We start from the raw sequence: 15434 nt of genomic DNA, 5'->3' as shown, positions 1-15434 counted from the left end.
TGTTTACTGTTCAATGTCTTACTTTTGAATTGTGGCTAACATTTCTGAGACGATGTTCTATATTTAACTTAAGTTACCCGCGCTGGAGTTGAATATGTCTAACCAATCGTTACTTGCCCATGTAGATAAGCTTCCAAAAATCCCCAAAGTCGTTCAAGAATTAATGAATTTGGTGAACAGCGAAAGCTCAGATCTTAACCAGATCGCTCAAAAAATTTCTCTCGAACAAGTCATTAGTGCCAGAGTACTAAGAATGTCTAATTCGGCCCACTTTGGACGAGGCAGAACAGTGTCATCAGTCGACGATGCGGTTGTTCGATTAGGGCTTGGTCCCATCCGCACATTGGTAACGGCATCTGCGTTGATGAGTGCCTTCCCTAAAATTGAGGGTCTCGACCCCAATAGTTTCTGGAGCACGACATTTGAAGTGGCTACCCTGAGTAAAGTCATTGCTAAAGAACTAAAAATTGACCAAAACGAAGCATTTACCGCGGGTATGTTACATAACATCGGTGATCTCCTGATATATACCGTTTACCCCGACAAAGCGCAGAAAGTTGAACTGCACATGGAAGCGGGTAAAACCAAGCCAGAGGCGCAACAAATCGTGCTCGATACCGACAGCGCTCAACTTGGCGGTCAACTTGCCAAGACCTGGAAGTTTTCAGATGTTTTGATAGATGCCATTGAAAATCAATTTGGTGCCGTACAGGGCGATAATTTTTCACAACTTGCCGCCATCATTAACCTTTGTCGTAAAACCGACCAAGAGTGGGATGATCTCGCGGAAGGTGATGACAAACGCACATGGCTTAATCACCAGCTTGAATACAGCATGCTTGGGTTGAATGAGGACTTAATTGAGCTCATTAATAATAATCGTGGCATCGGTAAAGACATGGCGAATCAATTGCTTTAGAGATTCAGTCACGCACTTGTTGCCGACCATTAAAAAACCGCCTTGTTGGCGGTTTTTTAATGGTGTTTTTCGCTTAACGGCGTGATGTGATCATAAGAAGTAATGCGACATAGATTGGTATTTGTCGCGAACATGTTCAATCAGCATTTTTACCTTGTTGGAAGGATGGCGCGTAAACGGGTAAATGGCATAAATCCCTAGCCGCTTGGCAACGAGTGACGGGAAAATATCGATCAAGCCGCTGTTGAGTAAATCGTGGTACACCAAACACCTTGGCACATAGACTATGCCATACCCCGCCAGCGCCGCTTTGCGTAACGCAGCCGCGTTATTTGTGGAGAAGTTACCGGACACCCTAACAATACGCTTCTCTTTGCCCTGACCTTTATAAGTGGGCTGAGAGACGATGTTATCCATTTTATCGTCAGAGAAGAATTCCCAATCCGCTGCGCCCGTAGATTGATAGGTGTAATGCAGACAATTATGATCCACCAGCGCATCAGGGCTTGATGGCTGTCCGCACCGTTCCAAATACGTGGGTGACGCGCATACAATCCATTGCGAATCGATAAGGTGACGCGCGATCAAACTGGAATCTTCGAGATAGCCCGTTCGAATGGCAAGGTCGAACCCTTCATCGATCAAATCCACAAACCGATTACTCAAAGTCACATCAATGTTCAGCCCTGGATGTTGATGGCAAAAATCAGCAATACATTCCGCCAAGAGTAAATCACCAGAAATGGTGGGCACTGAGACCTGTAAGTGCCCTTTCATTGTCTCGCGTATCGTTGATACGGATTGAACAGCATCTTGTGTGAGGAGTGCCATCTGCTTTGCGGTTGGAAGCAGTGAAACACCCGCTTCAGTGAGAGAAAGTTTCCGGGTCGTTCGGTGCAATAACTGGACGTTCAGATCATCTTCCAATCGACGAATACGCTTACTGACAACGGAATACGCCAAATCGTATTTTTCAGCTGCCAACTTGAATGAGCCAAGCTCGGCAACGTTGGCAAACAAAATCACATCATCTGCTTTCATTTATTATTCGCTTTTTGGAAAGAATTAATTCATTTAATGCCATTTATTCGCCAATGCCAATCTTCTAAGCTGAATTGATCGTATGAAGCCGCGCTCTGTCACAGTACGTAACTATCAAACATGAACAATAAAGGTTCAGGCTGTTTGGGTATAAATGTTTAGATGTATAAGGATGATACATGCACATTTCTCGGATCTATCCGCATAAACCTAACAAGGTCTATCTCTACGCAACATGTCTTGTTGATATGTTTGACCCCGAAACAGGGATTGATGCCGTTGCACTGCTTGAGCAGTTAGGCATTGAGGTGGAATATGTGCCTAAACAAACCTGTTGTGGTCAGCCTGCTTACACGTCAGGTTATACCGAAGAAGCACGCACTGTCGCTGAGCATCAAATGTCGTTGTTTCCCGAGCCGATTCCTATCGTCATCCTTTCTGGCTCATGTGGCGGAATGATGGTGCATCATTACCCGAGGATCTTTCGTGATCATCCCCTGCACCAGCACGCTCTCGCTTTTTCAGAGCGTGTCTTTGAATTTACCGAGTTCCTTACCAGCGTATGCCATGTTCAATTAGCGGATAAAGGCGACGCCACATCTGTTGTTGTGCATACCTCTTGCGCAGCGCGGCGTGAAATGAACGTTCACACGCATACAGCACATTTACTCAGTCAACTCTCTAACGTGAACGTGACGTCGGCAGATTATGAAGAAGAATGCTGCGGATTTGGTGGTACGTTTTCTATCAAGCACCCCAATATCAGTGAAGCCATGGTGGATGATAAAACCCGACATATTCTCAACACGGGTGCAGAGCAACTTGTTAGTGCTGATTGGGGATGCATGTTGAACATCAACGGCGCGCTCGAATACCAGAGACAACCATTCAAAGGGAAACACATCGCCCGCTTTCTCGCTGAGCGATTAAAAAGCCATGAAGCTTCATCAGAGGCATACAGCCAGAACGCAAAACACCGTGGAGTGAACGCATGAGTCATTCCCAACCTGAGATGTTTCACCCACAAGCACAAGATGCCCTCGCCGATAAGGAACTGCGTCTAAACTTCCATGGAGCGATGGATTACCTTCGACATAAACGCAAAGACGCGTTCCCTGATGCTGACGAAGAAAAAGCGGTGCGCGATCTCGCCGAATCGATTCGACAACGTTGTCTGAAAAAGCTGCCTGAGCTGTTGGAACAACTTGAAGCCAACTGCATTCGAAATGGTATTCAGGTGCATTGGGCAGAAAATGCAGAGCAAGCAAATCATATCTTTGCGGAAATAGCCCAAGAACAATGCGCGCAATTGCTCGTAAAAGGAAAATCCATGGTGAGTGAGGAAATTGGCCTTAATCATGACATGGAAAAACGTGGCATCCGCTGCTTAGAAAGCGACATGGGCGAATACATTGTCCAACTCGATGGCGATACGCCTTCACATATCATCATGCCTGCCATCCATAAAAACAAACAACAAGTATCAGACACGTTCGAACACAATATTGATGGTTTTGCTCCCACGACAGACGTTGATTCTCTGATCCAAACGGGACGAGAAATGCTTCGTAATGCCTTCGAAGACGCTGAAATTGGCGTGTCAGGCGTTAACTTTGCTGTCGCTGAAACCGGCACACTGTGTTTAGTCGAAAATGAAGGCAATGGAAGAATGTGTACCACGATTCCTGACGTTCATATCGCTATCACAGGTATTGAGAAGGTCGTGGAGTGTCTGAGTGACATTCCCCCGCTCTACAGCGCATTAACACGTTCCGCGACGGGGCAAGCCATCACGACCTATTTCAATATGATCAGTGGGCCCCGTAAACATCACGAGCACGATGGGCCTAAGCAGGTACATTTGGTGTTGCTTGATAATGGTCGCTCTCAGGCCTATCAAGACGAGGAATTGCGTAAAACCCTGCAATGTATCCGTTGCGGCGCGTGCATGAATCATTGTCCCGTGTATACGCGCATTGGCGGCCACGCATATGGGACTGTGTATCCGGGCCCGATTGGCAAGATCATCTCTCCACATCTGATAGGCATCAAAGAAACCCAGTCTTTGATTACCGCATCCAGCCTTTGCGGTGCATGTGAAGAAGTGTGTCCTGTTCGTATTCCTATCCCTGCATTGTTACAACGGTTACGTCAGGAATCGAAAAACAAAGCCCAAGCGAACCACGCGCCGCTGAAAGGACAAGACGCAGGGAAGAACGCCATAGAGAAAGCGGCCATAAAGGGCTTTGCATTTGCTGCGACGCACCCTTCCGTTTATCACGGCGCATTAGATACAGCCCGTCACATGAATGGCTTGATTCCTCATCACATCGGGAACTGGACGCAATGCCGTGTGAAGCCAACACTCGCTAAAACCTCATTGAAAACCTTGCTTGCGCAAAAGGCAAAAGCGAAAGATGAAGGAGACACGCAATGAGTTCGTCAGCATCCTCTAAATCAGCACCTATCGCATCAGAATCTATTGCATCAGAATCAACGGCGCGTGCACGTATCTTTTCTCGTTTAAATGCCAGCAAGTCAGCCTTCATCGATAAGCCTACTGACGGAGCCTCCCAATGCGCGGAACAATCTATCAACTGGCAACCTTGGCATTCAGACAATCGTGACATGTTAAGCGCGCGCTTGAGAGATACAATCGCTGCTAGCCATGCTGAAGTACATCACATTGAAGCGAACGCATTAGAATCTGCGCTCGTTGACTGTTTGAATGCAGAATCGGTGTCTCGATTGGTGGTAGGGAAAACAAATTCATTGGCCAGTGCCCTCAATGCGGCTTGTCCTACCATGACTGTGACGAAATATGACCAAGACATAGAGACCTTTAAATCGGCGTTATTTCATGACATCGAAGCAGGTTTGTCTGTGTGCCCAGACGCGATTGCAGACACAGGTACCTTGGTATTGTTAACGGGCGAAGAAGAACCGAGAGCTTTATCACTGGTTCCGCCTATGCACATTGCTATCATCCGTGAGCGCGACATCGTCGCAAATTTTGGCGCACTGATGGAAACCGCCACTTGGACAAGGGCAAACTGGTCAGAAGATCCATTGACCAACCTTTTACTGATTTCTGGGCCATCAAAAACAGCAGACATACAACAAACGCTGGCCTACGGCGCACACGGACCCAAGCGCCTCATTGTTTTTGTGGTGAAGGAGCAACCATGAGTAACACGCGAGAATCGCAAAAAGAACAAGAACAACAAAGCAAACGTGCCCTCGCACCCTTGCTCACCACGTTACGACAACGCTTACCTGAATCTCGTGTCATTACAGATGAAGCAAAGCGATTAGCGTATGGCACAGATGCGAGCTTTTATCGATTAATCCCACAGGTGATTGTCCAAGCTGACGATCTTGGTGACATTCTGTTTATCATCAAAACCTGCAGCGACTTTGCCTTTCCTTTTACTTTTCGCGCTGCGGGAACAAGCCTGTCAGGCCAAGCTGTCACAGATTCTGTATTAATTACACTGACGGATAACTGGCGACATCATGACATTCTCAATAACGGGGAGCAGATTCGTTTACAGCCAGGCGTAATCGGGGCAGACGCGAACCGCTACCTCGCCCCTTTCCAACGCAAGATCGGCCCTGATCCTGCGTCCATCAACAGTTGCAAAATTGGTGGCATCGCCGCCAACAATGCCAGTGGTATGTGTTGCGGCACGGCGCAAAATACGTATAGAACCGTCGAAGCAATGAAGATCGTATTTCAAGACGGTACGCTGTTGGACACGGAAAACCCCGACTCTATCGACGCATTCAAGACATCTCATGCCCATTTGATTGATGGCGTTCGGCAACTGTGTACGGACGTATCAAACAACCCAGAATTGAAAGCCCGTATTGCACACAAATACAGACTAAAAAACACAACAGGCTATGCGTTAAATGCACTGATTGATTTCAGCGACCCGATCGACGTGTTAACCCATTTAATGGTCGGTTCTGAGGGAACACTCGGGTTTATCGCTGACATTACTTACAACACCGTGATTGAGCATCCGAACAAAGCGTCCGCGCTAATGGTGTTTGAAGATATTGAAAGTGCCTCTCGCGCCGTGACAGCCTTATCGCAATGCCCCGTCTCTTCCGTCGAAATGATGGATGGGCGCGCCCTTCGATCAGTCGCCGATAAAGCCGGCATGCCTGACTTCATGCCGCTGTTGAATCTAGAGCATTGCGCCCTGTTGATTGAATCGCGCGCCAGCGATGAAAACACGCTGAAGACGCAATGCGAGCACATCATGGATGTATTGACGGCATATAGCATTCCCTATCAAGTGGCGTTTACGTCGGATGCGCATACGGTTGGCACGCTTTGGGGGATCCGAAAAGGCATGTTCCCTGCCGTCGGTGCTGTAAGAGAAGCCGGTACCACCGTCATCATTGAAGATGTGGCCTTTCCCGTTGAACACCTTGCAAACGGAATACGTGAGCTACAAACCTTGTTTGACGACTTTGAATACCATGAAGCCATCATTTTTGGTCATGCGCTTGAAGGGAATTTGCACTTTGTGTTTACCCAGGGGTTTGATGAGCAACGTGAAATAACACGCTACGGTAATTTCATGGATGCAGTGGCACAACTTGTCGCTGTGAAATACCAAGGCTCTCTAAAAGCAGAGCATGGCACTGGGCGCAATATGGCACCCTATGTGGAGTTAGAATGGGGCTCAGATGCTTACGGCTTAATGAAACGGATTAAGGCACTGTTTGACCCTCATGGCTTGCTGAATCCAGGCGTGATCATCAATGACGATCCGAACGCCCACATCACACACTTAAAACCCATGCCCAAGGCCGATGACTTAATTGACCGCTGCATCGAATGTGGTTTCTGTGAAGCGGTTTGCCCCTCAAGAACCTTGTCCTTGTCACCGAGACAACGCATTGTGCTGTATCGCGAGCTACAGCGGCTCGAAAACACCCCGAATGCAGACGAAGCCAAAAAAGCAGAGTTGAAAAAGACGTTTGATTATTTGGGTGTCGATACCTGTGCCGCAACGGGTTTGTGCGCAGAGCGCTGTCCGGTAGGCATAAACACCGGGGATTTAATTAAACAGATCCGCACCGAAAAATACCAAAGCTACCAGCCGATAGCGCGTTGGACTGCAAAGCATTTCTCAACGGTTACATCCTTGACCAAGATAAGCCTAAAAACCAATCAGCTGCTTCAAAATACACTGGGTGAGAAAGCGTTAGACAGGACTGTGAATGGTCTGAGAAACCTGACAAACCAACGCACGCCAGAATGGCACGCTGCCTTTCCGTCACCCAATGCATATCGATTGAAAGCGAGCCCGGAGCGTCGACAAAAGAAAGTGGTGTATTTCCCCTCTTGCGCCAGTCGCAGTATGGGCAATGAAGTTGGCAGCAAGGAAGAAAGAAGCCTTACCGAAGTGACCGTGTCACTACTAGAGCGCGCGGGCTATCAAGTGGTTCTGCCTAAACAGGTTAACAACCTTTGCTGCGGCATGCCGTATGACAGCAAAGGCATGATAGATATCAGTAAAGACAAACGCTACCGACTTGAAGCTGCACTGTGGCAAGCCAGCGAATTGGGTAAATGGCCAATCCTAATGGATACCAGTCCCTGTAAAAAACTGACCCTTGAAGGGCTGACTTTCCCCCTAGACGTGTTCGAGCCGTCAGAGTTCATCATGCAGTATTTGTTTGATGATTTGGATATTACGCCGATCGATGACACCGTCATGCTGCACATTACCTGCAGCACGCGCCGTATGGGGTTGGCGGAAAACTTTGAAAAAGTCGCCAAGCGATGCGCGAAACATGTCGTTGTGCCTGAACACATTGAATGCTGTGGCTTTGCAGGCGATAAAGGCTTTTTTACCCCGGAGTTGAATGCATCAGCAACCGCACCGTTGAAAGAACAAATACCCGAAGGCTGCACCAAAGGTTTTAGCAACAGCCGAACCTGTGAAATTGGCCTGACGCGACACAGCGGTATTCCCTACCGCTCAATTCTCTATTTGCTCGATGCAACGACGACTGGCGTCACCTCTATCAGCCGTAAAAAGCAGAAAGAACGAGAAGCATTAGAAGAAAATATGTAAGTCTCCGTTTGACATCGATTAAACAAATTCAGGGAGAAGGCTTTCTCCCTCATCCAACTCAAATTCAAGCGGTGCCGTTCGGTGCGGTACGCCTTGTATTTGCGCAAGTAAAGAGAGCATGGCTTTTTCACCGGTTTGGCGGTCGGGTGTCACAATACTGGCTAATCGCGGCATCATGGATTGGCCGATGTCGAGTGCATGTACGCCAGCAATACCGATGTCTTCAGGCACGTTGATGGATTGTCGCTGACACTCAAGCAGCACCCCCGCCGCGATCTCATCGTCCGTACAGAAAAACGCATCCGTTTCTGGGTAGCGCTCAAGCACTTTTCGTGTCATCTGGCGCGCGAGAAAGACCGATGACATCGATTTGGCTGCCAAACTGCGAGGCGTGAGCGAATGGCTCTCCATGGCGTCGACATAGCCTTGTGTTTTCTCTCGGGTGAATATGCCCTTTTTCGCACTCAAGCAAACGATATGCTTATAACCACGTTCAATCATCATAGTGACCATAGAGCGTGCGGCGAACGTGTTATCGACGCCTACAGACGGTTTAGAGGAGGTTTCGCTTGCGTCCATCATCTCAACCACGGGCACACCGGCGGTTTTGAGCATTTTCTGGCTTCTCGCCGAGTGGTCTGATCCTGCTAAAATCAAACCATCCACATTGAAAGCCAACAGTGTCTCAATCCGCTTTTCTTCAACGGCTTGATCATAGTCGTATTGGGCATACATCAACTGATACCCAGATTCTTCCGCCACACTCTCGATTCCACGAATCACACCTTGGAATACGGGATGGCTTAACGACGGCAGAATAACCCCCAAGGTTTGGCTGCATTGGTTAGAGAGTATATTTGGCAGGCAATTAGGGATGTAACCGATCTCTTCCAACGCGGCGGCAATTTTCTCGCCAGTCTTAGGTGCCACCTTTTCAGGCGAACGCAGGTATCGACTGACTGTAATTTTGGTCACGCCAACGTGGTCCGCAATGTCTTGCATGGTGGGACGACGAGGTTTTTGCATTCGACCTACTCCTTGTACACGCGCTTCTTCAATGCTTACTGCTTTAAGTTTCTGAACAGATAGCCGCTTTCGCCACAAACAATGATGGAAGTGTGACGGGTAACGTAGAGAGAAACGCGCTCGCTTAAATGCCAACAAGTGTCGATGGATAAAACACGCCGCAATGAAGCGAGATAAAGGTATTAGGTAGCGAGTTACTGCTTGGTTTTATCAATGCGTACAAATCGTGCAAACTTTGGAATGCCGTACTTGGTGTACCCGTTATAGCGATATGTGACTTTGCTGCCTACTGATGGTGGCGTTTCCCGTTGTTTGTCGCTAAACCCAGAACCAATTTTGAAGGTTTTCCCATTTGCCATACGAACAATGATTGCACCCATCATGTTGGTGTATTTCCCTTTTCCCTCAACGTAGCCGATGACTTCTGCTTCGGCATCTTGGGCAATCTTTACTTTAAGCAGGCTGACATCCCTGCCTTGAATATAGATTTCATCAGCATTGCGCAGCATGATGCCTTCTGCGCCCTGAGCATGAAGATTGCTCAGCGCCGCTTGAATGTTCGCATCGCTTATCGCGGGAAAATGAGGAATCAATGCAACGTGCCCATGCGCTTTCTCGAGTAGCGCAGGCACAGCGTTCAAATACTGTTCAATAGCCTGGGTGCGTTGTGAGAAATTTCCTTGGTGATTTGGAGCATCAAATAACATAAAACGTAGGGTTTTCCACTCTAACTCGTTGGGTGTGTCATCCATCACCACAGACAGCGTATGCTCGAACTTGCCTCGACCAGCCCACAGTTCGCCTTCGACAGGAAATGGTGGCAGCACTTCAACAAACCATTGAGGCGCATGAATCTCATTTCCTTTGCGCGTCACCAGACGCTCCCCTGTCCAGTAAGCGCGAATACCATCAAGCTTTTCACTGTAGACGAACTGAGACCAGTTCCTCGTCTCATTCTGCTCGTAATCCATCGCGAGCAATGGCAGGTAAGATTGTTCACTGACGGTTTCAACTGCGTGAACATGGCTCGCACTCAATAACGCTGCGCTCAACACATTTATGCTAACACCTTGCTTCATGGGTATTTTCCCTCCTCACTGATCTAGACAAACACACCAACACCTATCGAAAGGCAATGTTATCTTCAAGCGGGACAGACTCTAGTTAGGGCGGCAGGATTGGGATTGTCTTTGAAGCACAACAAGGCTGGTTGCATTTCTATACAGAAAAAAGGCGCGTTCTCTCGATACGCGCCTTTCTCATGTGTGGGGTAACTGCTTGTTTCTATGTTTTTTTCTATGCTTATCTCTTTAAGCTTATCTCTCTATATTAGCGTCTAGGCATAAGCATAGATGAGAGTCCCGTCTTTAATGACGTTAATCACTTTCTTCGATAAGTAACTCGGCAAAGCGGGACACCCCCAACTACGTCCAAGCTGGCCTGTTTTCGATATCACCTTTGGGTTCGCATAGGCAGCACCATGGATCACGATAGCGCGGCGTCTCGCGTTGTCGTTCACCCCTTTCGACAGCCCATCTAACCGCAAAGAGTACCCGTGCTTGCCATAGTAGGTCTCGCTGGTGCGGAAGACACCTATCGAGGTTTGATGCGAATTCACGCGGTTTGAAAACTTCTTCGCGTAGAGATGACCACTGTTTTTCCCGTGAGAGACATACGAGGAGAACAGGGTTTTACGTTTTGCCACATCAAACACCCAAAAGCGTTTCTCTGAAGATGGCTTACCGTAGTCGATCAGTGTAAACACCGGTCTCGCGCTTTTACTGAACTTGAAATGGTTATAAGCGTCGGCAAATTTATCAAACGACAGTTCATGTTTAATGCCGAGTTGGTTGTACATGCTATAAGCATCAGACAATGGGCTTGCTGCCGCGGCGCCTGAATAGATCAAGGTAGAAAATGCGATTAACGTCAGCGCACAAAAAGCGTTTAATGCCCTAAACATGGTATTCCCTTAAAAAATGATACTAAACCCAACAAAGCAATGCCTTTACCCGATATGGTTTGGGATTGCCGCTTTGTTGTAATAAGTACCAAAATCCGTGCCAGAACAGCGCTTAAGCAATGTATGACATGAATTACATATAAAAATTCAATGAATTAGATACTGAAGGGAGATCCATTCTTCTCTGCGCATTGGACACCAAACACAAGAAAACAACGTGAACGGCTTGTCTTTGCCGCCTTGCTTCTTGTGAATGCGGAATCTTGCCACAGAGGGAATACGTGAAAAAGCCAGCGCGGGCGCTGGCTTTCTATTTATTAATAATCGTGACTCATATTTAATACATGAGTGTAAAGTAATCAGATTTGGTTAATGGCATTCTTGATGCGCTTATCTGAAATTGGGTAAGGCGTACCGAGTTGCTGAGCGAAGAAACTCACACGAAGCTCCTCAATCATCCAGCGAATGTCTTTCACTACTGTTGGCACTTTTTGCCCTTTCGGGATCTTGTTTAACAGCTCTTTGTAATCACCGCTGACAGATTCAATTTTCAGCATATGTAAACGATCTCGATTAGGATCGACAGGCAGCTTATCGAGTCGACGCTCAACCGCATTTAAGTAGCGCTGAATGTCAGGCAAGCGTTTCCAACCGCATTCAGTCGCAAAGCCTTTAAAGATCAATCCATCGACTTGCGCCTTAATATCAGACATCGCAAATGCCATGGTAAAGTCGATTTTGCCTTTCAACTTCTTGTTGATGTTGAACGCTGTCGTCAGGATCTGTTCCACTTGCTTAGCGATATCCACCACGGTGTCACCCAATTCGCCGCGAACGACTTCTTTGAGTGCGTTGAAGTCTTCAGATTGCCACTTCAACCCGCCCTGCGATTCAACAAGTTTATCCACACCGCAAGCAATGCAATCATCGATCAAATCCAACACGCGCCCGTATGGATTAAAGTACAAACCAAGTTTCGATTTGTTCGGCAAGTTGTCGTGAAGATATTTAATCGGAGACGGCACGTTCAACAAGATCAATCGGCGTTGACCTTGCGCCATCACTTGCTGTTGTTCATCTTCCGTTTCGAAAAGCTTGATACCCACCGAGTCTTTGTTATCAACAATCGCTGGGAAGGCTTTCACTTCAAAGCCACCGCGCTTTTGCGTGTACATTTGAGGCAATGCACCGAAGCTCCACGTCGTTAAGCCTTGTTGTTCAATATCATCATCAGCGACTTGAGAAAGGGTTTCTTGCACCTTCTCTTTCAAGCTGTCTTTCAATGCATAGAGATCTTGGTTTTCTTTTAGCTTACGGTTCTTATGGTCTACCGCGCGGAACGAAATCTTTAAGTGCTCAGGAAGTTGATGGGGTTGCCAGTTTTCGCGCAGCACTGTCACACCGGTCATGCGTTTCAACTCTCGTTCCAACGCATCAAGCAGCGGCATTTCCATTGGCGTAACACGCTGTAGGAAGGCAGACGCATAGTTTGGCGCGGGCACAAAGTTACGTCGTAACGTTTTTGGTAGCGACTTAATCAACGCAACAATCAACTCATGGCGTAATCCTGGAATTTGCCAATCAAACCCTTCTGGAGCAACTTGGTTGAGCACGGGCAATGGCACATGCACAGTCACGCCATCATGATCTTCGCCGGGTTCGAACTGATAACTCAAACGCAGCTTCAGGTTGCCTTGGAACCAAAAGTTCGGGTAGTCCAACTCGGTGACATGGCTAGCATCACCGGCCAGCAGCATGTTCTTTTCGAAGTTCAGCTTTTCAGGTTCGTTCTTACTGACCTTCTTCCACCATGCATCGAAATGACGGCCTGACACGACGGTATGGTCAATACGTTGATCGTAAAAACCATAAAGCGTGTCATCATCCACCAAAATATCGCGGCGACGAGATTTAAGTTCTAGCTCTTCCACTTCCGCCAATAACTTACGGTTTTGGTGGTAAAACTTATGCTTAGTCTCCCAGTCCCCTTCTACAAGTGCAGAACGGATGAAGATTTCGCGACTAAGTACAGCATCAATGTGGCTGTAATTCACCTTGCGCTTTGGCACGATGGGAATGCCGTACAACATGACTTTTTCATGCGCAAAGACGGCCGCTTGTTTTTTCTCCCAATGTGGTTCGCTATAGCTTCGCTTGATCAAATGCTTGGCTAATGGCTCGACCCACTCAGGTTGAATTTTGGCAGCAACACGGCCCCACAACTTAGAGGTTTCAACCAGCTCTGCAACCATCACCCACTTCGGCTGCTTTTTGAAAAGGCCGGAACCTGGGAAAACACCGAAGCGTGCGTTTCGTGCGCCTTGGTATTCGTTCTTCTCTTGGTCTTTCAAGCCAATATGAGAAAGCAAACCAGCCATCAAGGCAGTATGAACCGCTTGGTAATCTGCGGGCTCTTGGTTGATTTTAAAACCAAGCTCATGCACGACCTGACGAATTTGGAAGTGCACGTCTTGCCACTCGCGTACACGCAGATAGTTCAAATATTCTTTCTTGCACTGACGACGGAATTGATTACCTGACAGTGCTTTTTGTTGCTCGGCAATGTAGTCCCACATGTTCACGAACGCGACGAAGTCTGATTCTTTATCGTTAAATCGGCTGTGCTTCTCGTCAGAGGCTTGTTTCTTGTCTGATGGGCGCTCACGCGGATCTTGAATCGACAACGCAGACGCAATCACCATCACTTCTTTCAACGCACCCAAACGTGCGGATTCCAGCACCATTCGCGCTAAACGCGGATCGATCGGCAAGCGCGCCAAAGCACGCCCTGTGTCCGTCAGGCGTTTTGCGTCTTCTTTATTTCCACCTTCTTTTAGTGCACCAAGCTCTTCAAGAAGACGCACACCGTCTTGAATATTACGACTATCCGGTGGCTGAACAAACGGGAAAGCGGCGATGTCACCAAGGCCTATGGCCGTCATTTGTAAAATTACGGACGCCAAGTTAGTACGTAGAATTTCAGGATCGGTAAATTCTGGGCGAGAAAGGAAATCCTCCTCGGAAAACAAACGAATACAAATGCCGTCTGATACACGACCACAACGGCCTTTACGCTGATTCGCACTCGCTTGCGAGATGGCTTCAATCGGTAAGCGTTGTACTTTGGTGCGGTAGCTGTAACGTGAAATACGCGCAGTACCTGGGTCGATCACGTATTTGATGCCCGGCACGGTTAACGAGGTTTCCGCGACGTTTGTTGCCAAAACAATGCGACGACCACCGTGCGTTTGGAACACACGATTTTGTTCCGCTGAGGACAAACGCGCATACAAGGGCAGAATTTCCGTACCGCGCAAGTTACGCTTGGTCAACGCATCAGCGGTATCGCGGATTTCCCGCTCGCCATTCATGAAAATCAGAATGTCGCCGGGGCCTTCTGCATGAAGTTCGTCCACGGCATCAAAAATGGCCTGTAACTGATCGCGATCGGTGTCGTCACTGTCATCCACAATGGGACGGTAACGCACATCTACCGGATATGTACGACCTGATACTTCAATGATTGGCGCACCACGGAAGTGGTTTGAGAAACGCTCAGGGTCGATGGTGGCTGATGTGATAACCAGTTTTAGATCGGGGCGTTTCGGCAGTAACTGTTTGAGGTAGCCAAGAATGAAGTCGATATTCAAGCTGCGTTCGTGGGCTTCATCGATGATGATGCAGTCATACTGATTTAAGAAACGATCATGCTGAATTTCTGCCAGCAAGATACCGTCTGTCATCAGCTTCACTCTCGATTCGTCAGACACTTGGTCATTAAATCGAACCTTGTAACCGACGGTTTTACCTAACTCGGTTTCAAGTTCTTCCGCGATACGCGTTGCGACAGTGCGCGCTGCAAGTCGACGTGGCTGAGTATGACCAATCACGCCCGATATCCCTAAACCAAGCTCCATACAGATTTTAGGTAGCTGGGTGGTTTTACCTGAACCTGTTTCACCCGCAACAATAACCACTTGGTTGTTGGCAATGGCTTCCGCGATGTCATCTTTTTTCTGACTAACGGGCAATAATTCAGGGTAGGAAATCTTTGGTGTAGCAGATTGGCGTCGCAGTTTTACTTGCATTGAACGCGCAATATCAATGGCGATTTCTTCAAAGACGGCCTGACGGGCTTCGTCTTTATTAATGCGTTGCGCCCCTTTGATACGCTTGCTCAGACGAAATCTGTCTTTGATCATGCAGTCGTCTAGCGCGGAGAACAGAGTTTTTGCGTTATTTTGATGATTTGAACCGGTCAAAACGTTGTCCAAGAAATGCTGAAATGGATGAATAGCTGAGGATGGTATGTTTTCGGCAATAATGAATGCTGAGATACCATGTCAAAATTGGCTCAATTCTATCACAGTCCACGATAAACGCC

10 protein-coding genes are annotated in these 15434 nt (G+C 47.7%); 5 read left to right on the top strand and 5 right to left on the bottom strand.

What is annotated here, in order from left to right:
- Positions 1-94: 94 nt before the first annotated feature.
- Positions 95-919 carry an HDOD domain-containing protein gene (locus tag BM082_RS04750; RefSeq protein ID WP_074925497.1) on the top strand — a complete coding sequence of 275 codons (825 nt, stop codon included), beginning with the start codon at positions 95-97 and terminating at the stop codon, positions 917-919.
- A gap of 90 nt (positions 920-1009) precedes the next feature.
- Here BM082_RS04750 and BM082_RS04745 read toward each other — a convergent pair whose 3' ends face one another.
- Positions 1010-1960, bottom strand: a complete 951-nt coding sequence (locus BM082_RS04745; protein WP_017013654.1) for a LysR family transcriptional regulator — start codon at positions 1958-1960, stop codon at positions 1010-1012.
- Positions 1961-2139: 179 nt separating this feature from the next.
- On the opposite strand from BM082_RS04745, the gene BM082_RS04740 reads away from it, so the two are divergent.
- From BM082_RS04740 to BM082_RS04725, 4 genes are read left to right on the top strand one after another with little or no spacing between them, the layout of a single operon-like run.
- Positions 2140-2955 carry a (Fe-S)-binding protein gene (locus tag BM082_RS04740; RefSeq protein ID WP_017017218.1) on the top strand — a complete coding sequence of 272 codons (816 nt, stop codon included), beginning with the start codon at positions 2140-2142 and terminating at the stop codon, positions 2953-2955.
- Positions 2952-4397 (top strand): LutB/LldF family L-lactate oxidation iron-sulfur protein, encoded by a 1446-nt coding sequence (locus tag BM082_RS04735; protein ID WP_074925494.1) that lies wholly within the window; start codon positions 2952-2954, stop codon positions 4395-4397. Before BM082_RS04740 ends, BM082_RS04735 begins: the two co-directional genes overlap by 4 nt.
- Positions 4394-5149, top strand: coding sequence for a LutC/YkgG family protein (locus tag BM082_RS04730; protein ID WP_074925491.1), 756 nt, complete (start codon positions 4394-4396; stop codon positions 5147-5149). The genes BM082_RS04735 and BM082_RS04730 overlap by 4 nt, the downstream gene beginning before the upstream one ends.
- On the top strand, positions 5146-8061 hold the full coding sequence (locus tag BM082_RS04725; protein WP_074925489.1) for an FAD-binding and (Fe-S)-binding domain-containing protein: 2916 nt from the start codon (positions 5146-5148) through the stop codon (positions 8059-8061). Before BM082_RS04730 ends, BM082_RS04725 begins: the two co-directional genes overlap by 4 nt.
- A gap of 18 nt (positions 8062-8079) precedes the next feature.
- On the opposite strand, the gene BM082_RS04720 is transcribed toward BM082_RS04725, so the two are convergent.
- From BM082_RS04720 to hrpA, 4 genes are all read right to left on the bottom strand, one after another.
- Complete coding sequence (locus BM082_RS04720) at positions 8080-9087, bottom strand: LacI family DNA-binding transcriptional regulator (RefSeq protein WP_074925486.1); 1008 nt, start codon at positions 9085-9087, stop codon at positions 8080-8082.
- A 194-nt stretch (positions 9088-9281) separates the two neighbouring features.
- On the bottom strand, positions 9282-10166 hold the full coding sequence (locus BM082_RS04715; protein WP_017011544.1) for a DNA ligase: 885 nt from the start codon (positions 10164-10166) through the stop codon (positions 9282-9284).
- Positions 10167-10423: 257 nt separating this feature from the next.
- Positions 10424-11050: a murein L,D-transpeptidase catalytic domain family protein gene (locus BM082_RS04710; RefSeq protein WP_074925483.1), complete on the bottom strand. Its 627-nt coding sequence runs from the start codon at positions 11048-11050 to the stop codon at positions 10424-10426.
- A 359-nt stretch (positions 11051-11409) separates the two neighbouring features.
- Positions 11410-15312 (bottom strand): ATP-dependent RNA helicase HrpA, encoded by a 3903-nt coding sequence (gene hrpA, locus BM082_RS04705; protein ID WP_074925481.1) that lies wholly within the window; start codon positions 15310-15312, stop codon positions 11410-11412.
- Positions 15313-15434 lie beyond the last annotated feature (122 nt).

The sequence above is a fragment of the Enterovibrio norvegicus DSM 15893 genome (assembly GCF_900115495.1).
Classification (GTDB): domain Bacteria; phylum Pseudomonadota; class Gammaproteobacteria; order Enterobacterales; family Vibrionaceae; genus Enterovibrio; species Enterovibrio norvegicus.
Note: the sequence above shows the minus strand (reverse complement) of the source record. Positions and strands in the feature narration are given on the sequence as shown.